Source organism: Roseibium sp., from assembly GCF_965233565.1.
GTDB lineage: Bacteria > Pseudomonadota > Alphaproteobacteria > Rhizobiales > Stappiaceae > Roseibium.
Genome location: NZ_OZ247494.1, coordinates 3,439,271 through 3,463,329, shown reverse-complemented (window position 1 = coordinate 3,463,329; position 24,059 = coordinate 3,439,271). Strand labels below are relative to the sequence as shown.

20 protein-coding genes are annotated in these 24,059 nt (G+C 60.3%); 9 read left to right on the top strand and 11 right to left on the bottom strand.

The genetic code is table 11. The features are described from left to right. Nucleotides 1–4: 4 nt before the first annotated feature. The 3 genes from ACO6TG_RS16020 to ACO6TG_RS16010 all read right to left on the bottom strand — a co-directional run bounded on the left by ACO6TG_RS16020 (nt 5) and on the right by ACO6TG_RS16010 (nt 5,124). On the bottom strand, nt 5–2,896 hold the full coding sequence (locus ACO6TG_RS16020; protein ID WP_422374113.1) for a bifunctional diguanylate cyclase/phosphodiesterase: 2,892 nt from the start codon (nt 2,894–2,896) through the stop codon (nt 5–7). A gap of 13 nt (nt 2,897–2,909) precedes the next feature. After that, nucleotides 2,910–3,713, bottom strand: coding sequence for a PstS family phosphate ABC transporter substrate-binding protein (locus tag ACO6TG_RS16015; protein WP_422374112.1), 804 nt, complete (start codon nt 3,711–3,713; stop codon nt 2,910–2,912). 367 nt (nt 3,714–4,080) lie between these two features. Next, nucleotides 4,081–5,124, bottom strand: a complete 1,044-nt coding sequence (locus ACO6TG_RS16010; RefSeq protein WP_422374111.1) for a LacI family DNA-binding transcriptional regulator — start codon at nt 5,122–5,124, stop codon at nt 4,081–4,083. Between the two features lie 222 nt (nt 5,125–5,346). Between ACO6TG_RS16010 and ACO6TG_RS16005 the strand changes: the two genes are divergently transcribed. The 8 genes from ACO6TG_RS16005 to ACO6TG_RS15970 all read left to right on the top strand — a co-directional run bounded on the left by ACO6TG_RS16005 (nt 5,347) and on the right by ACO6TG_RS15970 (nt 13,692). Beyond that, a complete protein-coding gene (locus tag ACO6TG_RS16005; protein WP_422374110.1) occupies nt 5,347–6,579 on the top strand; it encodes an ABC transporter substrate-binding protein in 1,233 nt (410 codons plus the stop codon). 135 nt (nt 6,580–6,714) lie between these two features. Next, nucleotides 6,715–7,605, top strand: a complete 891-nt coding sequence (locus ACO6TG_RS16000) for a carbohydrate ABC transporter permease (protein WP_094073255.1) — start codon at nt 6,715–6,717, stop codon at nt 7,603–7,605. Nucleotides 7,606–7,627: 22 nt separating this feature from the next. After that, nucleotides 7,628–8,530: a carbohydrate ABC transporter permease gene (locus ACO6TG_RS15995; RefSeq protein WP_422378892.1), complete on the top strand. Its 903-nt coding sequence runs from the start codon at nt 7,628–7,630 to the stop codon at nt 8,528–8,530. Between the two features lie 8 nt (nt 8,531–8,538). Next, complete coding sequence (locus ACO6TG_RS15990; protein WP_422374109.1) at nt 8,539–9,630, top strand: ABC transporter ATP-binding protein; 1,092 nt, start codon at nt 8,539–8,541, stop codon at nt 9,628–9,630. 26 nt (nt 9,631–9,656) lie between these two features. Beyond that, nucleotides 9,657–10,406: a sugar phosphate isomerase/epimerase family protein gene (locus ACO6TG_RS15985; RefSeq protein ID WP_422374108.1), complete on the top strand. Its 750-nt coding sequence runs from the start codon at nt 9,657–9,659 to the stop codon at nt 10,404–10,406. A 9-nt stretch (nt 10,407–10,415) separates the two neighbouring features. Then, complete coding sequence (locus ACO6TG_RS15980) at nt 10,416–11,537, top strand: Gfo/Idh/MocA family protein (RefSeq protein ID WP_422374107.1); 1,122 nt, start codon at nt 10,416–10,418, stop codon at nt 11,535–11,537. Nucleotides 11,538–11,549: 12 nt separating this feature from the next. Next, complete coding sequence (mgrA, locus tag ACO6TG_RS15975) at nt 11,550–12,602, top strand: L-glyceraldehyde 3-phosphate reductase (protein ID WP_422374106.1); 1,053 nt, start codon at nt 11,550–11,552, stop codon at nt 12,600–12,602. A gap of 34 nt (nt 12,603–12,636) precedes the next feature. After that, complete coding sequence (locus tag ACO6TG_RS15970; protein WP_422374105.1) at nt 12,637–13,692, top strand: sugar phosphate isomerase/epimerase family protein; 1,056 nt, start codon at nt 12,637–12,639, stop codon at nt 13,690–13,692. A gap of 153 nt (nt 13,693–13,845) precedes the next feature. Here ACO6TG_RS15970 and ACO6TG_RS15965 read toward each other — a convergent pair whose 3' ends face one another. From ACO6TG_RS15965 to bhcA, 5 genes are all read right to left on the bottom strand, one after another. After that, a complete protein-coding gene (locus ACO6TG_RS15965) occupies nt 13,846–14,829 on the bottom strand; it encodes a type I glyceraldehyde-3-phosphate dehydrogenase (RefSeq protein WP_422374104.1) in 984 nt (327 codons plus the stop codon). Nucleotides 14,830–14,845: 16 nt separating this feature from the next. Next, nucleotides 14,846–15,811: an iminosuccinate reductase BhcD gene (gene bhcD / locus ACO6TG_RS15960; RefSeq protein ID WP_422374103.1), complete on the bottom strand. Its 966-nt coding sequence runs from the start codon at nt 15,809–15,811 to the stop codon at nt 14,846–14,848. A gap of 299 nt (nt 15,812–16,110) precedes the next feature. Next, nucleotides 16,111–17,274 (bottom strand): 3-hydroxy-D-aspartate aldolase BhcC, encoded by a 1,164-nt coding sequence (gene bhcC / locus ACO6TG_RS15955; RefSeq protein WP_422374102.1) that lies wholly within the window; start codon nt 17,272–17,274, stop codon nt 16,111–16,113. A 21-nt stretch (nt 17,275–17,295) separates the two neighbouring features. Further along, entirely contained in the window at nt 17,296–18,270 is a 975-nt protein-coding gene (gene bhcB, locus ACO6TG_RS15950) for a beta-hydroxyaspartate dehydratase BhcB (protein WP_422374101.1), read from the bottom strand. Next, nucleotides 18,267–19,457, bottom strand: coding sequence for an L-aspartate--glyoxylate aminotransferase BhcA (bhcA, locus tag ACO6TG_RS15945; RefSeq protein ID WP_422374100.1), 1,191 nt, complete (start codon nt 19,455–19,457; stop codon nt 18,267–18,269). The genes bhcB and bhcA overlap by 4 nt, the downstream gene beginning before the upstream one ends. A 170-nt stretch (nt 19,458–19,627) precedes the next feature. Between bhcA and bhcR the strand changes: the two genes are divergently transcribed. Continuing rightward, the gene (gene bhcR / locus ACO6TG_RS15940; RefSeq protein ID WP_422374099.1) at nt 19,628–20,488 is read left to right on the top strand and encodes an HTH-type transcriptional regulator BhcR; all 861 of its coding nucleotides are present in this window, start codon (nt 19,628–19,630) and stop codon (nt 20,486–20,488) included. A gap of 155 nt (nt 20,489–20,643) precedes the next feature. Here bhcR and ACO6TG_RS15935 read toward each other — a convergent pair whose 3' ends face one another. The 3 genes from ACO6TG_RS15935 to ACO6TG_RS15925 form a co-directional block, all read right to left on the bottom strand. Beyond that, nucleotides 20,644–21,531, bottom strand: coding sequence for a bifunctional allantoicase/(S)-ureidoglycine aminohydrolase (locus tag ACO6TG_RS15935; RefSeq protein WP_422374098.1), 888 nt, complete (start codon nt 21,529–21,531; stop codon nt 20,644–20,646). A gap of 170 nt (nt 21,532–21,701) precedes the next feature. Continuing rightward, on the bottom strand, nt 21,702–23,015 hold the full coding sequence (locus ACO6TG_RS15930; protein WP_422374097.1) for a lyase family protein: 1,314 nt from the start codon (nt 23,013–23,015) through the stop codon (nt 21,702–21,704). A gap of 54 nt (nt 23,016–23,069) precedes the next feature. Further along, nucleotides 23,070–23,906, bottom strand: a complete 837-nt coding sequence (locus tag ACO6TG_RS15925; RefSeq protein ID WP_422374096.1) for a 3-keto-5-aminohexanoate cleavage protein — start codon at nt 23,904–23,906, stop codon at nt 23,070–23,072. Nucleotides 23,907–24,059: the final 153 nt, after the last annotated feature.

Below are 24,059 nucleotides of genomic sequence, written 5' to 3'. Positions count from 1 at the left end.
GGATCTATTGAGCCGCGGTGGTGATGGCTTCCTGGCCGGACAGGATCAGTTCAGCCGCGCCATCAACCGGCATCGGGCGACCCAGATAATACCCTTGAGCGTCCGTACAACCGATGTCAGCGAGCATGTCGAGCAGCTCTCGCGTTTCGACACCCTCTGCCGTGGTGGTCATCTTCAGGTTCTTGGCCAGTTCGATCACGGCCTTCACGATTGACACGGATTCCTCAGAATAGGCCATGGACCGCACGAAAGACTGATCGATCTTGATCTTGTCAAACGGGAAGCGGCGCAGGTAACTGAGCGAGGAATATCCCGTGCCGAAGTCGTCCATGGAGACCTTCACACCCAGGGTCTTGGCCTGGTGAAGCGCGTCCAGAACTTCTTCTGAATCGGTCAGAAGCACCGTTTCGGTCACTTCCAGCTCCAGCCGGTCCGCGCGAAGGCCCGAACTCGTCAGCGCATTGATCAGAACTGGTCCAAAAGCGTGCCCACGCAACTGGCGGGGTGACAGATTGACCGCGATGCGCAGATCGTCAGGCCAGCCCGCGGCAATCCGGCAGGCTTCGTTCAAGACCCACTCGCCCACCTGCAGGATCAGGCCGGTGTCCTCGGCGATTGGGATGAAATCGCCCGGCGGCACCATGCCGCGCTTCGGGTGTTTCCAGCGCAGCAAAGCCTCGAACCCGGAAATCCGCAGGTCTTGCATCGCATATTGAGGTTGGAAATAGAGCTCCAGCTCGCCATTTGCGACCGCGCTGCGCAGATCCGTAATCAATTCGCGGCGATCGTTGACGGCGATGCCCATATCCGTCTGGAAGAACCGGTGCGTGTTGCGCCCTTCTTCCTTGGCCCGGTAGAGGGCGAGATCGGCCTGCTTGAACAACTCGTCTCCGGCGATGTCGTCGCCTTTTGCGACTGAAATGCCGATGCTGACACCGATGACGATCTCATGGTCGGCGATCAGGAAAGGCTGGGACAGTTTCCAGGTCACCAGCTCGGCCAGCTCTTCAATCTGTGCGATCCGGACAGGCATGCGCGTCAAGATGGCAAATTCATCACCGCCGAGCCGCACGACCAAATCGCCAACATCGCAGAGGTCGCGCAGCCGATCCGCCACCTGGCGCAGCAACTCGTCACCGATCGGATGACCCAGGGAATCGTTGACCGTCTTGAACTCGTCCAGATCCAGGCAAAGGATGGCGAATTCGCCTCCCACCTCCTGCTGACGGCGCAGGCGATTGTCCATCTCATCCCGGAATTCGATCCGGTTCGGCAATTGGGTCAGAATATCGTGGCGCGCGAGGAAGGCCAGCCGGTCACGCGCTTCCTGGCGTTCGGTAATATCTTCCGAAATGGCGACATAACCGCCATCTGCCAGAGGTTGTCGCGTGGTCAGAACAATTCGGCCCGTGCCGGTTTTTTCCATTTTGGTGCTTTGGACCGGGGCTCCGGCCCGCTGCCCGACGGTACGGCCGTCGGCACGGGTCAAACTGTCGGATTCGAGCAACTCGGCGTTCAATAGCGCAGAAAGCTGTTCCTCCCTGAGCCCGGACTTGAGCGTGTCGGCCTTCAGCCCGAAGAGCTCGGCAAACCGCTGGTTGGACACAATCAGGCAGCCATTGCGGTCGAACATGCACAGCCCGTGGGACATGTTGTTGAGCGCGGCGTCGAACAGGATGTTCTGTTCGCGCAGCTGCGCTTCCTGGGAGCGCAATATCGTGTTCTTTTCATGAACCCGCGTGCGCAGGGCGTCGCGCTCTTTCACCGACCGCTGCAGGGACACAACCGAACGGGCAATGTCGCCAACCTCGTCGAGCCGCTCGGTGCCGGCCACCTGGCTTTCAAAGTCGCCCGCGGCAATACCGCTCAGCACCCGGGTGATCTTGGTCAAGGGCCGGGTGATCTGCCTGGACAGCAGATAGGCAACGGTAGCAAACGCAACCAGCGCCAGCAATCCGAACAGGAACAGCCACTTGAGCAACTTGGTCTCTTCTTCGGTACCGATCCTGGTCAGTTTGGCCTGGATCGACGTCAGCTCCTCGATTGGAAGCATGGCGCAGATGGTGATGGGCGAGATCGGCCCGCCGCACGCAATCACCCGGGCGCCGTTGTAGCTAATGTTCGGTTCCGTCGGCGAGATTTCGAGGTCCGCAAGACCACCTTCGAAGTTGGCCCTGGATATCACCTTGTTATCGACGAGGATGGCCAGTTCAAAGGAATTAATTTCGGCGAGATCTGCAAGCAGCGGCTCTTCAGAGCGCAACCAGCGCTGCGCCAGAAGTCCGCCGATCACATATCCGAAGTCGTCGAATACCGGGACAAAGATCACCTGCGAGACAGAATTCAGATTGTCACCGGGGACGAATATGCTGGTCTCCCTAAGCGGAAGCAGGCTTGAATAGGTCAGCCGCTGTCCCGGATAGCTGCTTTTCAGCGACTGGTCGATATCCTCATAGAAACTGAACCGGCGGATGGTGTTGTTGAGCCCGACAAGATCCGCCGAGTAGGAGGACGCGCCAATGACACGGCCCTTGTCGTCAAGAACCACCAGGCTGTCGACATCCGCCTGCCTGGCCGCAGGCCCGAGGAGTTCCGACATGGCGACATTGTTGCGCGATTCAATGGCTTTTACCGTGTCGACGCGTTCCGATATGGCTCTGACGCGCCGCAGCCTGTCCTCAAGCAGATAGTCCAGCCGGGTCCCGGCCAGTTCGACATCCGCTGTCAGCGTTTCAAGCAAACGGGCATGCGAGAGTTGCAACAACTCCGTTTCCTGCCGCGTCATGCTGTTTTCAAGCTGATACGCCACCAGGCCGATCAGGCCGGCAAAGGCACATACGGCGGTGAAGACCGCGCCGTATGTGTAATGCCAAAGAAGGGAGGAATGACGTATCATGGGGCCGAGAACGCTAGTTGCCGACGGGCACACCGCCGAAGTTTCGGATCAAGTCCCGCGCCTGGTCCGACTGGCTGTAGGCAATGAAGGCCTGCATGTCGTCCTCAAGCGTTCCGTCCTTGTAGATCAGGGCCAGTGTCACCGCGCTCGGATAGCTGTCATCCGTCGGGTGATGGCCGTCGATTTTCAAAACGGACAAGCCGTTTTCCAGCGAGCTGGAGTAGGGGCCGAAGGCAATCGCGCCCTCGACGTCCCGGGCCGTCTCGATCGCTTCCTGTGTCGTCAGGGCTGTTTTAGATCTTGGCGAAAACGTCAGCGCATCCCAACCCGGCATCGTCGCTTTCAGGACCTGCAGCGTACTGTCGGCATCTTCCCGCCGGACCAGCCGCACCCGCAGGTCGGCGCCGCCCACGTCCGCCCAGTTTGTGATCTCACCGGAATAGAGTTTGACAAGGTCTTCACTGGTCAGACCGTCCACACCAGTCGACGGATGCGTGAAAACCGCGCTCGGGATCTTGGCGAAGGGCAGATAAACAAGTCCGTATTCCACTTCGCTGTCCGTGAGCGGGCGGGCAACCCTGCCCATGCGCTCCGCCCCCGTTCCGACGGCGGCAATGCCCCCGCCCGACCCGATGCTAGGTGGTATGTCCAGCGCTATGTCCGGATGCGTCCTGGAAAAACCGGCCCCGATTTCACGAAGCATTTCCAGACCGTCCCCGGTCCCGACGACCTTGAGACCCGTTTGTGCCGACAGGGGAACGCTTTGAACGAAGAGAGAGCAGAGGAACAATGCCAAGCCAGAGGCCAAAACACGCATTTTTACCACCAATATTTGACTGTATGATCTAGAATGGCATATTCAAGTTAACTAAACACTAATGTACTGGAACAAATTACAATAAATATGTATTCAAGATTTTTCTTTGAAATAAAAAGAAACAATTCCTCTAATTTATCGCAAAAAAGTAGATAGGCAATATTTACCTGTAGGGCAAATTTTGCCGCCCCTCGGTTGAGTGAAGGTTGTAAAATTGGATCTATTTCTGTATTTGTTGAAATTTTTTGAGAATATACATTTGAATTTGCGTTATTCCAAAATTCGATCAGCCTCTCTCTAAGATTAGCTGCGCTTTACCTTATGGGAAGATCAAAACGTGTAGATCTCTGGTGAGTGACCTGCTGAATTACACTTGTGTTCGAGGTGGCGGACCAGCGCTGGCCCGCACAACCAGCTCGACATCAACCATGACAGGTTCAGGCCCGTTTGATTGCGGCAACGGCCCCGATTGCATGCAATCCAGGAGCAATGTCGAAGCGTTTGTTCCCAGGGCGTGTCGATCCTGGCGGATGGTTGTCAGCGCGGGCACATAGAATTCAGACAACTCAATGTCGTCAAAACCGATCACCGACATATCTTCCGGCACGCGCATTCCATGGGCCGTCAGTGTCGACATCAGGCCAAACGCCACCTGGTCCGATGCACAGAAAACCGCAGTCGGCCGGTCCTGCATCTCCAGGAGGCGCACCCCCGCCGCGCGGCCGGATTCCAGCGAAAAATCGCCACGAACGATCCATTCGTTGCGGACAGGCAGACCAAGCGCGGCGCGCTCTGCAACCATGCCTTCCCGCCGGACATGGGTCAGAACATTGTCCTGCGGACCGGTCACATGGGCAATCTTGCGATGACCAAGTTCATAAAGGTGACGGATGGCCAGGCGCGCGCCTTGTCCGTTGTCGCTGCGCACGGACGGAAGAGCAACGCCCTGCTTCCATTCACAGGCAAAAACCAGCCGTCCCGAGACATCATTTTCCTCAAGCAATTGCAACTCCTCGTCCGGCAGGGCACCATCGAGGCAGATCAGACCGTCAATCTGGGAATCGAGGAAATAGTCGACCAGCCGCTTGCCGGACAGGCGATTGTCCCTTGTGTCGGCAATCAGAACAGATGTGTCCTGATCGCCAAAGGTCTCGCTGATGCCGGCCAGGATCTTGGAGAAGAACGGATTGCCGAGATTTGGCACCAGGACGAGCACAGCACCGGCCTTGCGTGTTCGCAAACTTCGCGCCGCCCTGTTAACCCGGTAACCTGTCGCCCGGATCGCCGCAAAGACCTGTTCCCGGGTGCTCTCTGACAGCAACTCCGGATTGCTCAGAGCGCGACTGACGGTCGCCGTTGATACGCCTGCTTCCCTAGCGACATCCCGGATACGTGCGTTTTTTTGAGCCAAGGTCGTCTCCGAAGATCCTGATAGTTATCATGTTTTTGGCGCGGCACCGGCCACGAACTGCACTGCACCAACATTCCGGGTTGACACAAGTCCGTTTCACGAGAATGATGATCAATGTAATCGATTACACGCAGATTACAACAAGATGTAATCGATTACAGCTAATGCGGTGGAGGCCGCATCGTGAGGACACCCGAACATTCCGTTCGATGGGAGGACAGAATGAAATCACTACGCGCAGTATTCGTGGCAACCACTGCTCTTTGTGCAGCCGGCGCCGCCAACGCAACCGATCTTGAAGTGACGCATTGGTGGACATCCGGCGGTGAAGCCGCTGCCGTTGCCGAGTTTGCCAAGGCCTTTGACGCAACAGGCAACAAGTGGGTCGATGGCGCCATTGCAGGCTCCGGTGGCACAGCCCGCCCGATCATGATCAGCCGCATCACCGGCGGTGACCCGATGGGAGCCACACAGTTCAACCACGGCCGCCAGGCCGAAGAGCTGGTCGAAGCGGGCCTGATGCGGGACCTGACAGACATCGCCGAGGAAGGAAACTGGGCCGAAGTCGTGTTCCCGCCTTCCCTGCTTGAAAGCTGCACGCTGGATGGCAAGATCTACTGCGTTCCGGTGAACATCCACTCTCCGCAATGGCTGTGGCTCAACAATGCCGTCTTCACCGACAACGGCCTTGCCGTACCGACCAACTGGGACGAATTCGTTGCCGCCGCTCCGAAGCTCCAGGAAGCCGGAATTGTGCCGCTCGCCATGGGCCAGCAGCCCTGGCAGACAACGCTTGCCTTCCAGACGCTACTGACAGCACTGGCCGGCCCGGAGACCTATACCAAGGTATTCGGCGACAAGGACAGCGATCTCGCGGCCGGTCCGGAACTGGCCAAGGTCTTCGAAGCCGCAGCGGTTGCCCGTGACCTCGCCAAGGATTCCAACGTGCAGAACTGGAACGACGCCACCAACATGGTCATCACCGGCAAGGCCGGCGGCCAGATCATGGGCGACTGGGCCCAGGGTGAATTCCAGGTCGCCAATCAGGTTGCCGGTGAGGACTACACCTGTCTGCCGGGTCTTGGCGTCAATGAAGTCATCCAGACCGGTGGTGATGCCTTCTATTTCCCGAAAGTAGATGATGAAGCCATCACCGCTGCGCAGGGTGAACTGGCCAAGGTTATGATGGCTCCTGCGACCCAGGTGGCCTTCAACCTGAAAAAAGGCTCTCTGCCGGTGCGCGGCGATGTCGATCTGTCGGCCGCCAATGACTGCATGAAGAAGGGTCTCGCGATCCTTGCCAAGGGCAACATCATCCCGGGCACCGACCAGCTGATGTCGGCAGACAGCAACCAGCAGGTCAACGACCTCTTTGTCGAGTTCTTCAACAACCCGTCAATGTCGGCCGAAGACGCCCAGAAGCTGTTTGCCTCGATCATCGCGAACGCCGACTGATCCGGCCGTTGAGCTCCGCCGCCCTTCGTTAAGGGAGCATGCCTGAAGGGCGGCGTCCTCCAGCCCTGCGCGCGGCACTGCGCGCAGGGTCCTTTGATCCTTTCCGGACCCCTGACTGCGATGAGGAAGACTGGCATGGCCGCAACGCGCCCGGCTCTCTGGCACCGCAACCTGAATGCAAAGGTGGCCGCCATTCCGATGATCGTCACCGCTCTGGTGGTGTTTATCGGCGGCACCGCCTGGACGGTGGTTTACTCCTTCACCAATTCCAAGCTGCTGCCGCGTGAAAAATTCGTCGGCTTCGACCAGTACGAGCGGCTCTGGAACAGCAACAAGTGGCTGATCTCGATCGAGAACCTAGCCATATATGGCGGATTTTCGCTGGTTTTTTCCCTGCTCATCGGATTTGTTCTGGCGGCGTTGCTCGATCAGAAAATCCGTTTCGAGGACACGTTCCGGACCATTCTGCTCTATCCGTTCGCACTCAGCTTCATCGTGACCGGTCTTGCCTGGCAATGGATCCTCAACCCCGATTTCGGCGTCCAGCAGGTGGTGCGCAATCTCGGCTGGGAAAGCTTCACCTTCGACCCGCTCTACAACCCGGACATCGTGATCTACGGCATCCTGATCGCCGGTCTCTGGCAAGGTACAGGGCTGATCATGTGCCTGATGCTGGCCGGCCTGCGCGGGATCGACGAAGACATCTGGAAGGCGGCGCGGGTCGACGGTATCCCGATGTGGAAGACCTATCTCTTCATCGTCATTCCGATGATGCGCGGTATCTTCATCACCGCAATCGTCCTGATCGCCTCCGGCATTATCAAGGTCTATGACCTTGTGGTTGCCCAGACCGGCGGCGGTCCCGGGATCGCCTCCGAAGTTCCCGCCAAATACGTTTATGACGCGATGTTCCTGTCGCAGAATCTCGGCCAGGGCTTTGCCGCCTCCACCATGATGCTGCTGACGGTTGCGATCATCGTCGTGCCCTGGGCCTATCTCGAATTCGGAGGCAAGCGCCGTGGCTGACCTGTCTGCCAACTCCACCGCCATGCCGTCCGGCAACCGGATAGTTGAAGGCCCTGCCGGCCGCAAGCCGCGCAAGATGCTCTCGCGCCGGAACATCATGATCTACGGCACGCTGATCGTCGTCTGTCTCTACTATCTGCTGCCGCTCTACGTGATGATCGTGACGTCGCTCAAAGGCATGCCGGAAATCCGGCTCGGCAACATCTTTTCGCCGCCGGTCGAGGTCACGTTCCAGCCCTGGGTCAAGGCGTGGGCAGAAGCCTGTACCGGTCTCAATTGCGACGGCCTCTCCCGCGGCTTCTTCAACTCGGTAAAGATCCTCGTGCCCTCGGTGATCCTCTCGATCATCATCGCGTCGATCAATGGCTACGCGCTGGCGAACTGGCGTTTCAAGGGGTCGGAAACCTTCTTCACCATCCTGATTGTCGGGGCTTTCATTCCCTACCAGGTGATGATCTATCCGATCGTGATCATGCTGCGTGAGGTCGGTCTTTACGGCAGCCTGACGGGCCTTGTCATCGTGCACACGATCTTCGGCATGCCGATCCTGACGCTGCTCTTCCGCAACTACTTTGCGTCGGTCCCTCAGGAGCTGTTCAAGGCGGCCCGGGTCGATGGGGCCGGTTTCTGGGGCATCTATTTCCAGATCATGGTGCCTATGAGCCTGCCGATCTTTGTGGTTGCGATGATCCTCCAGGTGACCGGCATCTGGAACGACTTCCTGTTCGGCGTGATCTACACCAAGCCTGACCTTTATCCGATGACGGTCCAGCTGAACAACATCGTCAACTCCACCCAAGGAGTGAAGGAATACAACGTCAACATGGCCGCCACGATCCTGACCGGCCTCGTTCCTCTGACCATCTACTTCATTTCCGGAAAACTCTTCGTCCGCGGCATTGCCGCAGGTGCGGTGAAAGGCTGAGAACAACAATGGAAACAAGCATCTCAATCAACAACCTTTCCCTGAGCTTCGGAAACCTTGAAGTCCTGAAGGACCTCAATCTGGATGTCGGAAAGGGCGAATTCCTGGTCCTGCTCGGCTCATCGGGCTGCGGCAAGTCAACGCTGCTCAACTGCATCGCCGGGCTTCTGGATGTCACGGGCGGCCAGATCTTCATCGGCGGCAACAACGTGACCTGGGAAGAACCGTCCAAACGCGGCATCGGCATGGTGTTCCAGTCCTATGCGCTCTATCCGCAGATGACCGTTGCGGGCAACCTCAGCTTCGGCCTGAAAAATGCCGGTCTGCCGAAGGCGGAGATCGAGGAACGGGTCAACCGGGCCGCAAAAATCCTGCAGATCGAACCGCTTCTGAAACGCAAACCCGCCGCCCTGTCCGGCGGTCAGCGCCAGCGCGCCGCCATCGGACGCGCCTTGGTGCGGGATGCAGATGTTTTCCTGTTCGACGAGCCGCTCTCCAATCTGGACGCCAAACTCCGGGCCGACCTCAGGGTCGAGATCAAGCAGCTTCACCAGAAGCTGCACAACACGATGATCTACGTCACACACGACCAGATCGAGGCGATGACGCTTGCCGACCGGATCGCGATCATGCGCGGAGGCAGGATCCTGCAGCTGGCCTCACCACACGAGATCTACAATCGCCCGGCCAGCAAATACGTGGCGGAATTCATTGGCTCTCCAACGATGAACTTCTTCGAAGGCGAGATCGTCGAGGCCGGTGGCAGCTACAGCTTCAAGACCGGTGAGACCGCCTTTCCGCTCGATGGTTATGCCTTTCAGGACGGTCCCCCGGCAGGGGGCGCGGCCTGGTTCGGCATCCGGCCGGAACATATGGTCAGCGGGGCGGACACCGCCTCTGCGCCGGTTCAGCTTGAGGGCCAGGTGGAACTGGTGGAACCGCTCGGCTCAGACACGCTTGCCCGCGTGTCGATCTCGGATCGCACCTTGTGGGTGCGCCTGGACGGCCAGGCGGCAATCGCTCACGGCGACGCCATCAAGGTCGGTTTCGACCCCGCGCGCGCCAATCTTTTCGACAAATCAACCGAAAACCGGATCTGATCCGGCCTCTCATATTCAGGACGATGATGATGGATGTTTCTTTCCAGCTCTATTCCGCGCGCGAATTCACACCTTTTGACGGTGTGCTGAAGCGCCTTGCCGAACTCGGCTACACCCAGGTTGAGGGCTTCGGCGGCAACTACGACGACCCGGCCGCCTTCCGTGCCCTGCTCGACGCCAACGGCCTTGCCATGCCGTCCGGGCATTTCTTTCCGATGGAACAGTTCGAGAGTGATCTCGGCAAGGTCATCGAGACCGCGCACACGCTTGGCATGAAACGGCTGTTCGTGCCGGCCCTGCCGCCGGAACAGCGCGGACCTGATGCTGCACACTGGCAGTCGGTCGGCGCTCGCCTGGAAACCATCGGCGAAGGCATCCGCGACGCAGGTCTGCGCTTCGGCTGGCACAACCACGATTTCGAGTTCGTTCCCTGCGCCGATGGCCGGCTGCCGATGGACATCCTGCTGGAAGCCGCTCCCTCCATCGAATGGGAAGCGGACATTGCCTGGATCGTGCGGGGCGGACAGGACCCGCTGGCCTGGATCGAGAAATACGCAGATCGCATCACGACGGCCCATGTCAAGGACATCGCTCCGGATGGCGAGTGCGAGGATGAGGACGGCTGGGCCGATGTCGGTCAGGGCACCATGGACTGGAAAGGCATCATGGCCGCCTTGCGCGGCGTCGGTGTCGACCTTTTCGTAATGGAGCACGACAAGCCCTCCGACTTCGACCGTTTTGCCAGCCGTTCGATCGACGCCTTCCGCACTTTTTGAGGATTTGACATGACTAAGACACTTGGAATCGGCATCCTCGGATGCGGAAACATTTCGGCCGCCTACATGCGCCTTGCCCCGCTCTTCAAGGGCATTGAAGTCCGGGCCTGCGCAGATCTCAACGAGGCCGCCGCAAAGGCCAGGGCAGAGGAGTTCGGCCTGCGCGCAGAAAGCATTGACGGATTGCTCGGTGCCGATGACATCGACATCATCGTCAACCTGACCGTACCCGCCGCCCATTTCGAGGTGTCCAGGAAGGTTCTGGAAGCCGGCAAACATGTCTACTCGGAAAAGCCCTTTGTGCTCAGCGTCGAAGAGGGCAAGACCCTCGCGGACATCGCCGCGTCAAAAGGCCTCCGCGTCGGTTCCGCACCGGACACGTTCATGGGCGGGGCTCATCAGCTTGCCCGGCACCTGGTCGATGAAGGCGCCGTCGGCAAGGTGACGTCCGGCACCTGCTTCGTGCAGAGCCCGGGCATGGAAATGTGGCATCCGAACCCGGACTTCTTCTTCCAGCCGGGGGGTGGGCCGATCCTCGATCTCGGCCCCTACTACATTTCCAATCTGGTGCAGCTGCTCGGCCCGGTAAAGCGGGTCTGCGCAATGAGCTCGTCCGGGTCCGAATATCGCACCATCACCTCGCAGCCGCGCCATGGCGACAAGATCAAGGTCGAGACCCCGACCACGATCCATGCCGTGATGCAGTTCCACTCAGGCGCCCAGATCACCTATTGCGCCAGCTGGGATGTCTGGCAGCACGGCCATTCCAACATGGAACTCTATGGCCAGGGCGGTACGTTGCATGTGCCGGATCCGAACTTCTTCGGTGGTGAAGTCCGCATGACCGACAAGGGCAGCTTCGTCAGCCTGTCGGAAGCCTGGGACCATCCGTTCTCCAGGGCCAATGACGGCGGCAATGCGAATTACCGCACCGCGGGCCTTGCCGATATGGCGCAGGCGATCCTGGAAAACCGTCCGCACCGTTGCTCTTTGGAATTCTCTCTGCATGCTGTCGACGTGATGACATCGATTCTCGCCTCCGGCGAGACCGGTCAATTCATCGATATCGGCACGACCTGCGAGCGACCGGCCGCCCTGGATCCGCAAGCTGCGCAGGCGCTTTTGACCTGATTTGGAGACAGAATGACCTGGACGGCTGCGGCAACGCGCTACGACACCATGGAATACCGCCGCTGCGGGAGATCCGGCCTGAAACTGCCGGTGATCTCGCTCGGCCTCTGGCATAATTTCGGCGAGGACACGCCACATCAGTTGAAACGGGACATTGCCCGGGCCGCTTTTGATCTCGGCATCACCCATTTCGATCTCGCCAACAATTACGGCCCGAGGCCGGGCGCGGCGGAACAAGCGTTCGGCGAACTGCTGCGGACGGATTTCGCGCCTTACCGGGACGAGATGATCATCTCGTCCAAGGCGGGCTATGAAATGTGGCCCGGCCCCTATGGCGAATGGGGCAGCCGGAAATACCTGATTGCGTCCTGCGACCAGTCGCTGAAACGGATGGGTCTCGACTATGTCGATATCTTCTACTCCCATCGCTTCGATCCGGACACGCCGCTTGAAGAAACCATGATGGCGCTCGACCATATCGTCCGGTCCGGCCGGGCGCTCTATGTCGGCATCTCGTCCTACAACTCAAAAAGGACACGGGAAGCCGCCGCCATCCTGAAGGATCTCGGCACGCCGTGCCTTATCCACCAGCCGAGCTATTCCATGATCAACCGATGGGTCGAGGAAGACGGTCTGCTCGACACGCTGGACGATCTCGGCATCGGTTCCATCGCCTTTTCGCCGCTTGCGCAGGGCATGCTGACGAACAAATACCTGAAGGGCATACCGGAAGGCAGCCGGGCCACCCAGGGCAAGTCGCTTCGGGACCAGTTCCTGAGCGAGGACAACCTGGCAACGATCCGGGCGCTCAATGCCATCGCCGAACGGCGCGGACAGAGCCTCGCCCAGATGGCGCTTGCCTGGGTGCTCCGCAAGGGACGTGTCACCACCGCGCTGATCGGTGCAAGCCGTCCCGGTCAGGTGGAGGACTGCGTCGGTGCGGTGGCCAATCTGGAGTTCACGGACGCGGAGCTTCGCGAGATCGAAGAGACCACGCGGGAAGCAGATATCAATCTCTGGGCCGCCTCGGCGGAACGCAAAGGGCCGGCCCGCAAGAAGAAATAGCGCGCACCCGGCGCTGATACAGAAGGAGGAAGCCATGGCCGGACTGATCAAGGGACCTGCAATTTTCCTGGCACAATTCGGCGGGGACGACGCCCCGTTCAACTCGTTGCCAGCCATTGCAAACTGGGCTGCCGACCTTGGCTACAAGGGTATCCAGATCCCGACCTTTGACGGCCGTCTGTTCGACCTGAACAAGGCAGCTGAAAGCCAGACCTATTGCGACGAGGTCAAGGGCATCTGTTCCGATGCCGGTGTCGAGATCACGGAGCTCTCCACCCACTTGCAAGGTCAGCTTGTGGCCGTGCATCCGGCCTATGATCTTGCCTTTGACGGCTTTGCACCACCGGAAGTGCATGGCAACCCGCAGGCCCGGCAGGACTGGGCGGTCGATCAGATGAAAAAGGCCGCCATCGCTAGCCGCAATCTCGGCCTGACCGCTTCTGTGAGCTTCACCGGCTCCCTGGCTTTCCCCTATCTTTATCCGTGGCCGCAACGCCCGGCAGGCTTGATCGACGAAGCCTTCAAGGAGCTCGCCAAACGCTGGAAACCGATCCTCGACGTCTATGAGGACAACGGCGTCGATGTCGGCTACGAAATCCACCCGGGCGAAGATGTCTTTGACGGCGCAACCTTCGAGATGTTCCTGGAGGCCCTTGGCGGGCACAAGCGCTGCCAGATCAACTACGACCCGTCGCATTTCCTGCTGCAACAGCTCGACTATCTCAGCTTCATCGACATCTATCACGAGCGCATCTGCGCCTATCACGTGAAGGATGCCGAGTTCAATCCGGACGGCCGCCAGGGCGTCTATTCCGGATATCAGGGCTGGGTCAACCGGGCCGGGCGCTTCCGGTCCCTCGGCGACGGGCAGGTCGATTTTTCCGGCATCTTTTCCAAGCTCGCCCAATATGGCTATGACAGCTGGGCGGTGCTGGAATGGGAATGCTGCCTGAAGTCCCCGGAGCAGGGTGCCGCAGAAGGCGCTCCCTTCATCGAAAGTCACATCATCGAAGTCACCGACAAGGCCTTTGACGACTTCGCCGGCGGTGACACCGACCAGGACCAGATCCGGAAGATGCTGGGACTGTAGCAGCCTGGTCTGTGCGCAGGTTGAAACCGCTTTCGGAAGGTCCGCCCTCTGAGATAAGCAGAAAAGGCTAGGGGATGGCGAAACTCCCCCATTCCCTCGCCTGTAAAGAAAACATCTGTCAGCGCATCTGACGGTGCGCTCGAAGCGGGGGCGCTATCGCGCCGCCATCAACCGGGCCATGTCGATCATGCGGGCGGAAAAGCCCCATTCATTATCGTACCAGCCGAAGAGACGCACCTGGCGGGCATTGGCCTCCAGCGTTTCAGGCAGATGCAGGACCAGCGATTCCGGACGCGTGCGCATGTCGGTCGAGACCACGCGGTCTCGGACGAAGCCGATCACCGGACTGTCTTTGAATATTTCCAGAAGTCGGGCGTTAAAGGGCGCCTCGACAGGCTCCGTCAGCGTTACCGTCAGGTCGACGGCGGAGACGCTGATGGTCGGCACGCGCACGGCTGCGCCACTGACCTTGCCGGCAAGCTGGGGCAGCACGGTGCCCACCAGCTTGGTCGCGCTGGTCGTCGTCGGGACCATGGAGACGCCACCGGCCCGGCTGCGTTCCAGCGGACCGCGCGGGGCATCCACCATGGGCTGGCTGCCGGTGTAACAGTGGATCGTGGTCATGTGGCCACTCTGGATGCCGATTGCATCGTCTAGCCCACGCAGCAGCGGAGCAAGCGCGTTGGTCGTGCAAGAGCCGTTGGAGACGATCCTGAAATCGCCGAGTTTTTCCTCGTTGGCACCCAGGACCAGCGTGATATCCGCAGCCTTGGACGGGCCGGAGATCAGCACATTGGCGGCCCCGGCCTTCAGGCCGCGTTCGGCGACGTCCCGTGTGTCTGCGCGCCCGGTACATTCCATGACGACATCGACATTGCTGAGATCTAGCTGCGAAAGATCGGCTTCTGCCGAAAAGGGGATCCTTTGCCCATCGATCGTCAGTGAGGTCTCGTCAGCGCTCACCTCGCCGGGCCAGGGACCGAAGACGCTGTCATACTTGAAGAGATAGGCGCAGGTTTCCAGGGGCGCGATGTCGTTGATGCGCACCACTTCAATCGCCTCCGACGCCGGGAGGGCCAGCACCTGGCGCAGGACGGTCCGGCCGATGCGGCCGAACCCGTTGATGACTATCCGCATTCCTCAAGGTCCGGGTTTAGAAGTCCACCTGAACGGCGACACCCTTCTGAACTGCAAGCTCAACGGCGGCAGAGGCCACCGCGAGATCCTGAAGGCCGACGCCCGTCCCGTCGAACAGCGTGATGTCGTCGTCCGAGGTCCGGCCTTGATGCGTAGCATTAATCACGGCACCGATCTCAATTATATTGTCCTCAGAGACAATTCCGGCAGCAACGGCATGCTGGCATTCACCAATCGTGGCGGACTGGGCGACCTCGTCGGTAAACAGTCTGGCCTTGCCGACCAGGTCCGTTTCGACCTCCTGCTTGCCCTTGGTGTCGGTGCCCATGCAGGCAATATGCGTGCCCGGGGTGACCTGTGCGGCCTTGAGGATCGGCTCGAAACTGGAGGTGATCGAGATGATCACATCGGCTTCGGCCCCGAGCCGGTCGAGATCGACGGATTCGTAAGGAAGGCCAAGCTCGTTGGCGGTCTCCTCCAGCCGCACCAGCATTTCCGGATGCAGGTTCCAGCCGATCACTTTTTCAAAGTCACGCTGTTCGACAGCGGCGCGCATCTGGAAGGCGGATTGATGGCCGGCACCGATCATGCCGAGCACCTTGGCGTCCTTGCGGGCGAGATGCTTGATCGAAACGGCAGATGCGGCAGCGGTGCGAAGCGCCGTCAGGAGATTGCCGCCGACAACGGCTTTCGCCTGGCCGGTATCGGCATCGAACAGGAACACGGTCGACTGGTGGTTTGTCAGTCCCTTGGCCATGTTGCCGGGCCAGTACCCGCCGGACTTCAGACCGAGGGCCAGGGAAGAACGGTCGAAGCCGGACTTGAAGCCGTAAAGTGCATCTGCGTGGCCGATGGCCTCGCGGATCACCGGAAAATTATAGGCTGCCCCGCTCGACATGGCGGCGAAGGTTCTTTCAACCGCGTCAAAGGCGTCCTGTCTGCCGATCAGGCCGGCAATTTCCCTTTCAGGAACGATGATCATGAGGGTCTCCTGAGAAGTTGTCTCAATTTCAGACCTCATCCTGAAGAGGGCCAATGGCCCGTCTCGAAGGATCGACGCGCACTTTGAAGTGGATGCCGACCCTTCGAGACGGCACTGGCGCGCCTCCTCAGGATGAGGCTGGAGTAAAACGGTGTGACACAGCTCTACCGTCGTCATGCCATGGCTTGACCATGGCATCCATGCCGTTTCCCATCAGCGCGAATGAGATCCGAGCAGAGAGGTCGCGGCATGGATTGCCGGGACAAGCCCGGCAATGACGAACAGCAGGGAGCTGCGTATCAGTAAGCCTTGCCGCGGGCAGAGACCGGCCAGACGGTTTCGACCTTGCCGTTTCGTACGCCGACGTACCAGTCGTGAACATTGGCGGTCGGGTCGCAATGGCCCGGAACCAGCTTGAGTTTCTCACCCACGTTGAGGACGCCCTCCGGGTCGGCGATGACGCCGTGTTCGTCGGAGCATTTGACATATTCGACATCGTCACGGCCGTAGATGAACGGCAGGCCGCTGTCGACCGACTGGGCCTTCAGGCCTGCATCGCAAATCGCCTTGTCAGCCTTGGCGTGGCTCATCACCTGGGTGAGGATGAAAAACGCGTTTTCCCACTCGCCCTGATCGATCCGTTTGCCGTCCTGATCAAGAATCCGGCCGTAATCGGCGTCCATGAAGGCGTAGGAACCGCATTGCAGTTCGTTGTAGACGCCGGAATTGGATTCAAAATAATAGGAGCCCGTGCCACCGCCGGAGACGAGCTCCGGCTCCAGGCCGGCTGCTTTCAGGGCCTCGACCGCGTCCTGGACCATGGCAATGGCAATGTCGAGCTTCTCCTTGCGCGCTTCAAAGCTGTCGAGATGCTGCATGGCGCCCTGATAGGCCTGAATGCCGGTGAATTTCAGGTTGTCTGCCGCGTCAACCGCTTTGGCAATGGAAACGACATCGTCGCTGGTGGTGACCCCGCAGCGCCCGGCACCGCAATCGATTTCGACAAAGACTTCCAGCTCGGTGCCATGCTTGACCGCCGCCGCCGACAGATCGGCAACATTCTCAATGTCGTCGACGCAGACAAGGGTGCGCGCGCCGAATTTCGGCAGCCGCGCCAGCCGGTCGATCTTTTGCGGATCGCGCACCTGGTTGGAGACCAGAACATCCTTGATGCCGCCTCTTGCGAAAACCTCGGCTTCGGACACTTTCTGGCAGCATACACCGACGGCGCCGCCGAGGCGTTCCTGCAATTTGGCGACATCAACCGACTTGTGCATCTTGCCGTGCACCCGGTGGCGCATGCCGTGGGCCTTGGCATAATCGCCCATCTTCTTGATGTTGCGCTCCAGTGCATCGAGATCGAGCACCAGGCACGGGGTCTGGATATCGGCCTCGTCCATGCCGGGAAGGGCCGGGACATCGTAGCCGACTTCGAGTTTTTCAAATCCGGTTTGTGCGTTCATTGTTGGTCTCCAAGTGGCTCTTTAACTGTTGTTCCAGGGCAGTTTGCCGAGATCGACATTGCCGCCGGTGATGATCACGCCGACGCGTTTGCCCGCGAAGACGTCCCTGTTCTTCAAGATGGTGGCCAGAGGCACGGCCGAGGACGGCTCCATCACGATCTTCAGCCGCGCCCAGATCAGGCGCATGGCGTCAACGATTTCCTGTTCCGACGCGGTCAGGATGTCGGTGACGTGGTTGGAGACGAAATGCCAGGTCAGTTCCTTGAGCGGCACCTTCAGCCCATCGGCCACGGTCACCGGCGCATCGTCTGCAATGATGTGGCCGGCCCGGAAGCTGCGCGCCGCATCGTCTGCCTGCTCCGGCTCGGCCGCGTAGATCCTGACTTCCGGCGCCAGACTGCTGAGCGTCAGGCAGGTGCCGGAGACCATGCCGCCGCCGCCGATCGGCGCAATGACGGCATCGAGCCCGTCCGTCTGTTCCATCAATTCCTTGGAGCAGGTGCCCTGGCCGGCTATGACGCGCGGATCGTTGTAGGGATGCACGAATTCCGCACCGGTCTTCTGCTGGACTTCCGCAAAAACGGCTTCGCGGCTGGAGGTTGACGGTTCGCACTCGGTGATGATCCCGCCATAACCGCGCACGGCGTCCTTCTTGGCCTGCGGGGCCGTTTTCGGCATGACCACGTGACAGGGAATGCCACGGCGGCCGGCCGCATAGGAGAGGCTCAGCGCGTGGTTGCCGGAGGAGTGCGTCGCGACACCCGCCCTGGCGGTCTCCTCGTCGAGACCGAAGACGGCGTTGGACGCCCCGCGCACCTTGAAGGCGCCGGCCTTCTGGAAGTTCTCGCACTTGAAGAACAGCTCCGCGCCGGTCAGCTCGTTGAGAAACGAGGAGGTCAGCACAGGCGTGCGGTGAATATGAGGCTTGATGCGCTCATGCGCGACCAGCATGTCTTCCAGCGTCGGGATATACTGGGTCAGGGCGTCGGTTTTCATGCGGCTTCCTTTGCAGCGACGGCGGTTTCACGGCGGTAATGCTCTTGTGCGGCGGCGACGCCGGAGCCGAGCTGGATGGGAAGGCCAAGATCGGCCATGACCATTTCGGCGGTCGCAAGCCCCGACAGGGCCATGACGTCCGTGAGGCTGCCCAAATGACCGATGCGGAACACCTTGCCCGCAACCTCCCCGAGGCCAACACCAAACGCGACGCCGTATTTCCCGGCTGCATGGGTGACGATGTCGGTGGCGTTGAAACCCTCGGGGGTGCGGATCGCGCTGACGCTGTCCGAATAGACATCCGGCGTCTGAGCGCAGAGCTCCAGGCCCCAGGCACGGACGGCGGCACGGACACCTTCGGCGATGCGGTGGTGACGGGCAAAAACGTTCTCAAGCCCTTCGGCGAGCAGCATGTCGCAGCTTTGCTTGAGCCCGTTCAGAAGACCGACAGCCGGCGTATAGGGATAGGCGTTGCCGGCATAGGCCTTCATCATGTCGCGTACGTCGAAGAAGGTGCGCGGCAGCTTCGCCGTCTCCATGGCAGCCTGCGCCTTTGGCGACAGGGCGACGATGGCAAGACCTGGCGGCAACATGAAGCCCTTCTGGGAACCGGTGACCGCCGCGTCAACGCCCCATTCTTCCATGCGGAAATCCATGGAAGCGATCGAGCTGACACCGTCAACAAACAGCATCGCCGGGTGATTTGCGGCATTGAGCGCGCGGCGAACCGCGGCAATATCGGACTTGACGCCGGTTGCCGTCTCGTTGTGGGTCGCCAGAACCGCCTTGATCTCGTGGCCCGTGTCCCTTGCCAGGATCTCCTCATAGCGGTCCGCCGGCAGGCCGGTGCCCCAGGCAGCTTCGACAACCTCGACCTTCAGGCCGTGGCGCTGGCACATGTCGATCCAGCGATGGCTGAACATGCCGTTGCGTGCCGCCAGGATCTTGTCGCCTGGGCTCAATGTGTTGGTGATCGTGGTTTCCCAGCCGCCGGTGCCCGTGGACGGGAACACGAAGACCTCAGCCGTTTCGCTCTTCAGTACTTTTTTGACGCCCGCGAGCGCCGGCTGCAGGATCTCGCCGAACAGCGGAGACCGGTGGTCCAGGGTCGGCATGTCGCAAGCCCGGCGCAGATGCTCCGGCATGTTGGTGGGGCCCGGAATGAAAACAGGGTTCTGGAAGCTCATGGCCGTTTCCTCTTATCGATTTGAGGAAACCGTACCGGAGGGGCATCAGGACTCGCAATTTTTTTAAAATATTTTTTCAAAACCTAAGATTGGTAAAAAGTGCTGACTTGTCAGTATCTTGTATTTTTCATATGATGAACTCGTTTTTCAAAAAAACAGAAGAGCAATTCATGGCAGCGCCAAAAACCGATCCCGCCACCTCCCGTCGCGCCCGTGGACGCCCTCGTGCCTGGGACGACAAGAGCGAACAGAACACCATCAAGTCGCTCGATCGGGCGATGGCCGTGTTCGAGCACCTGAGCACCCAGTCGGGCGTCTCGCTGTCCGCCCTCTCCGAGCAGCTGGGCGAGTCGACCGCGACGCTTTACCGGATCCTGTTCACGCTGGAAACACGTGGACTGGTGGAATTCGACCAGGCGCAACAGCTCTGGCACATCGGGCCGGGCGCGTTCATCGTCGGGGCGCGATTCTTGAGGCGCACGAGCCTGGTTGAACGGGCGCGGCCGATCCTCCGGTCGCTGATGGAAGAGACCGGAGAAACCGCGAACCTGGGTGTTGCCCGGGCTGACCAGGTGCTGTTTGTCAGTCAGGTGGAAACCCATGAAAGCATCCGGGCGTTCTTTCCTCCCGGCACACTGTCGCCGCTGCATGCTTCCGGCATCGGCAAGGCGTTGCTCGCCTTCATGGACCCGGCCCAGTGCGTGCGCATACTGGCACAGACGGGCCGGGAGCGGTTCACGGAGCACACGCTTTGCGATGCAGGTCTTTTGAAAGAGAACCTGGATCTGATCCGCGCGCGCGGCTTTTCGATTGACGGCGAAGAAAAGAACCTCGGCATGCGCTGTATCGCGGCGCCCGTTTTCGACCATTACGGCGAGGCGGTCGCCGGCGTGTCGGTCTCGGGGCCGACCAGCCGGGTCAGTTCGGACAAGGTGGAGACACTGGCGAAAGCAGTGAAGATTGCAGCCGCCAATCTGACGGCGGCGTTGGGGGGAGAGACGGCGCTTCTGCAGGCACAACCTCCAACCTGACTTTCCCCACCAGAAAACCTCATCCTGAGGAGGACCGCCAGGTCCGTCTCGAAGGATAGGCCACACACATTGGAGCAAGTAGCCGATCCTTCGAGACGCGCGCTAGCGCGCTCCTCAGGATGACGTAGTAGTAGGTTGAAGCATGGTCAGAAACATCACTCAGCCGCGCGTTTGAAGCCCTGCTGGATCCCTGCCTCGAACCGGCCCGCCGGCTGCAGTTTCATGTGCCGGTTGACGTCCTTGTAGAGCAGATAGCGGAACGGACCGGGGCCTCCGGCATAACAGGCCTGCGGGCAGAAGGCGCGCAGCCACATGTAGTCGCCGGCTTCCACCTCCACCCAGTCCTGGTTGAGCCGGTAGACCGCCTTGCCCTCCAGCACATAAAGACCGTGTTCCATGACATGGGTTTCGGCAAAGGGAATGACCGCTCCCGGCTGGAAGGTGACGATGTTGACATGCATGTCATGGCGCACGTCTTCCGGATCGACAAAGCGGGTGGTCGCCCATTTGCCGTCCGTGCCCGGCATCGGCCGTGGATCGATCTCGTCTTCATGGGTAACGAACAGCTCGGGCCAGTCGAGGCCGTCGACCGGCTCATAGGCCTTGCGGACCCAATGAAAACGCACCGGCGCGCTGCCGGTGTTCCTGAACGTCCAGTCGCTCTGCGGCGGCAGAAACGCATAGCTGCCGGGTCGCAGGTCATGGCTTTCACCGTTGGCGATAAGCGTCGCCTCGCCTTCGACCACAAAAAGCACGCCTTCGGCCATCGGGTCGGTCTCCGGCCGCTCCGATCCACCACCGGGTTGCACTTCCATGATGTATTGCGAAAAGGTTTCGGCAAATCCGGAAAGCGGCCTGGACAATACCCAGAGCCGGGTTTTCTCCCAGAACGGCAGGAAACTGGTGACGATGTCCCGCACCGTGCCCTTCGGAATGACCGCATAGGCCTCGGTGAAGACAGCGCGGTCGGTCAAAAGCGTTTCCTGGCCCGGGTGGCCTCCGGTCGGCGCGTAATAGGAGCGGGGTCCGTTGGGTTTGCTCACGGGAAACCTTTCTCGATCAAGACACGTTTCCCAAGACTATGCCCCGGCTTCCGGTTTTGCACCAGCCGACTGTTACAAGAGCACCTTTTGGAAAAACAAGATAATCAGCCCTTGATTTTCAGGCTTCTCGAGGCAATCAGCACCCGGTTATGACGGCTCGATGGCAGGCCCTACCGCCGAAGACGCCGTGCAAAGATCTCTTTTGACATCTCGCTGGCGGGCGCAATCGCGCTTTGAAGACTGAGTTCCTCATCCCAGTCAACGTCGAGATTCGAGGCGGATTTCAAGCTCTCCAGGAAAGGACTGGATCCCGAAGCCGCATCGCCTACCAGTTTCTTGGCTTCGGCGCGTGGAACGCCGTGTCTTGCCAGAACGAAACTGGCCGTTTCCGCCATCAGTTCCGGATGAGCCTCCAGTGTCCTGTCGAGACCCGTTTCGTTGGAAACAAGTGTCTCTGCAAGCAATTGCGCATGGGTCAGCGCCGCCCCGACCGCAATCATTATCTGTGGCAGGAAGTGCCACTCCAGGGGCCAGACCGACCCGTCGCGTTCTTCCAGCGGACTTCCAGCCGAGACCAGGCCTGCCTGTGCCGCAATAACAATCCTATTGAGCGCCAATATGGTCTCGGACTGCACGGGATTGGCCTTTTGCGGCATGGTCGAGGACCCACCGCCCGTGCCGCTGGAGAGTTCTGCGATCTCGGACCGGCCGAGCAGAACCAGGTCCCCGGCCATCTTGGCAAGCCCGCTGGAGACCTGCTGCAGCCAGGCCGCTATCGCCAGCACCGGTGTGCGATTGACATGCCAGGAGGGGCCTGCCTCGAGATCCAGTTCCCTGGCAAGCGCCTCTGCGACGGCCGGTCCGTTCGGAGCGATGGCCGTATTGATGCCGGAGGCCCCGCCGAACTGGACGCGCAACGCCGTGCGCCGAAGCTCGGGGAGAGCGGCCTCCGCATCGATCAACGGGTGGGCCCATTGCGCAATCCGGTAGCCGAGTGTGATCGGGGTCGAGACCTGGCTGCGGGTGCGTCCGGCCATGAGGCGCGTCGCCAACCGTTCGCTTTGCCGTTCCAGCGTGTCGATCAATTTTTCAAGTCTTGCGGACTGGAGACCTAGGGCCGCCTTCACCTGCAGGATCATCGCCGTGTCGATGATGTCCTGGCTGGTTGCGCCCCAATGAATCCAGTTCGCGGCCGTGCCACCGACCCGCTTGCGCAGCTCAGAAACAAGTGCCGGCACCGGAACACCTGCGGATCTGGTGCCTTCGGCCAGATCGGTCGGCTCGATCCGCAGGTTCTGAAGCGTCTCGGCAATCGCGTGTGCTGCGTCAGCCGGGATGATCTCCAGGTTCCCTTCAACAATCGCCAGGGCGCGCTCGACCTGGACCATATGCGCCACGTCGCTGGCGTCGCCAAACAGACGGGCAAGGTCGTCGTCGGCAAAAAGCGGAGAGTGGATCGAGCTGGAAAAAAGGGAAACGGGCATGGGACTCAGTGTTCTGGCAGGATCTTGCCATTGAGGGGCAGGATCCTGCCTGGGTCAAGCGGCCTTCACCGGAAGGTCCAGGATCTCGCGCGCCTCTTGCCAGGTGGCGACGCGGCGCTCGTATTTGTCACAAAGCTCAGCCGCCCGCCGGACCAGCGCGGCATTGGAGGGGGCCAGCGTGTCACGGTCGAGGCGGATATTGTCCTCGAGGCCCGTGCGGGTGTGACCGCCTGAGGAAATGCACCACTCGTTCAAGGTCAGCTGATGGCGCCCGATGCCGGCTGCACACCATTCAGCCTCCGGCGCCAGCCGTTTAACGGTTTGGATGTAATAGTCGAAGACATCCCGGTCGACGGGCATGGCGTTTTTCACGCCCATGACGAACTGGACATAGAGTTTGCCGGGGATGCGGCCGTCCCTGTTCATGGCCACGGCCTGATGGATGTGGCTGAGATCGAACGCCTCGATCTCCGGCTTGACCTGGTGGGTCCGCATCTCGCTCGCCAGCCAGTCGACCAGATCCGGCGGGTTCTCGTAGACCCGTGTCGGGAAATTATTCGAACCGACGGACAGCGACGCCATGTCCGGTTGCAGCGGCAGCATGCCGCCGCGTTCCTGACCGGCACCGGACCGGCCACCGGTCGAGAACTGGATGATCATGCCGGGGCAGTGTTTTTCCAGGCCTTCCTTGAGCCTTGCGAACTTTTCCGGATCAGAAGACGGGGACTGGTCGTCGTTGCGCACATGGGCATGACAGATGGTGGCGCCGGCCTCGAAGGCTTCCTGCGTGCTTTCAACCTGCTCGGCAACCGTCACGGGGACCGCCGGATTGTTTTCCTTTTTCGGCAACGACCCGGTGATCGCGACGCAGATGATGCAGGGTTTTGTCATAGGTTTCTCGAGTGTTTCAAGACGTTGCTTTTACCAAGACCTCATCCTGAGGAGGGCCGGCAGGCCCGTCTCGAAGGACCGGCAACATCAAGAAGACAAGTGGCCGATCCTTCGAGACGCCTGGCGTTGCCAGGCTCCTCAGGATGAGGGTGC

What these genes read in the sequence shown, in the direction of transcription:
- ACO6TG_RS15980 (WP_422374107.1), top strand. Translation starts at nt 10,416, where the DNA reads ATGACTAAGACACTTGGAATCGGCATCCTCGGATGCGGAAACATTTCG.
- ACO6TG_RS15965 (WP_422374104.1), bottom strand. Translation starts at nt 14,829, where the DNA reads ATGCGGATAGTCATCAACGGGTTCGGCCGCATCGGCCGGACCGTCCTG.
- ACO6TG_RS16020 (WP_422374113.1), bottom strand. Translation starts at nt 2,896, where the DNA reads ATGATACGTCATTCCTCCCTTCTTTGGCATTACACATACGGCGCGGTC.
- bhcD (WP_422374103.1), bottom strand. Translation starts at nt 15,811, where the DNA reads ATGATCATCGTTCCTGAAAGGGAAATTGCCGGCCTGATCGGCAGACAG.
- bhcR (WP_422374099.1), top strand. Translation starts at nt 19,628, where the DNA reads ATGGCAGCGCCAAAAACCGATCCCGCCACCTCCCGTCGCGCCCGTGGA.
- bhcB (WP_422374101.1), bottom strand. Translation starts at nt 18,270, where the DNA reads ATGAAAACCGACGCCCTGACCCAGTATATCCCGACGCTGGAAGACATG.
- ACO6TG_RS15990 (WP_422374109.1), top strand. Translation starts at nt 8,539, where the DNA reads ATGGAAACAAGCATCTCAATCAACAACCTTTCCCTGAGCTTCGGAAAC.
- bhcC (WP_422374102.1), bottom strand. Translation starts at nt 17,274, where the DNA reads ATGAACGCACAAACCGGATTTGAAAAACTCGAAGTCGGCTACGATGTC.
- ACO6TG_RS15970 (WP_422374105.1), top strand. Translation starts at nt 12,637, where the DNA reads ATGGCCGGACTGATCAAGGGACCTGCAATTTTCCTGGCACAATTCGGC.
- ACO6TG_RS16015 (WP_422374112.1), bottom strand. Translation starts at nt 3,713, where the DNA reads ATGCGTGTTTTGGCCTCTGGCTTGGCATTGTTCCTCTGCTCTCTCTTC.
- ACO6TG_RS16005 (WP_422374110.1), top strand. Translation starts at nt 5,347, where the DNA reads ATGAAATCACTACGCGCAGTATTCGTGGCAACCACTGCTCTTTGTGCA.
- ACO6TG_RS15995 (WP_422378892.1), top strand. Translation starts at nt 7,628, where the DNA reads ATGCCGTCCGGCAACCGGATAGTTGAAGGCCCTGCCGGCCGCAAGCCG.
- ACO6TG_RS15930 (WP_422374097.1), bottom strand. Translation starts at nt 23,015, where the DNA reads ATGCCCGTTTCCCTTTTTTCCAGCTCGATCCACTCTCCGCTTTTTGCC.
- mgrA (WP_422374106.1), top strand. Translation starts at nt 11,550, where the DNA reads ATGACCTGGACGGCTGCGGCAACGCGCTACGACACCATGGAATACCGC.
- ACO6TG_RS15925 (WP_422374096.1), bottom strand. Translation starts at nt 23,906, where the DNA reads ATGACAAAACCCTGCATCATCTGCGTCGCGATCACCGGGTCGTTGCCG.
- ACO6TG_RS15985 (WP_422374108.1), top strand. Translation starts at nt 9,657, where the DNA reads ATGATGGATGTTTCTTTCCAGCTCTATTCCGCGCGCGAATTCACACCT.
- ACO6TG_RS16000 (WP_094073255.1), top strand. Translation starts at nt 6,715, where the DNA reads ATGGCCGCAACGCGCCCGGCTCTCTGGCACCGCAACCTGAATGCAAAG.
- bhcA (WP_422374100.1), bottom strand. Translation starts at nt 19,457, where the DNA reads ATGAGCTTCCAGAACCCTGTTTTCATTCCGGGCCCCACCAACATGCCG.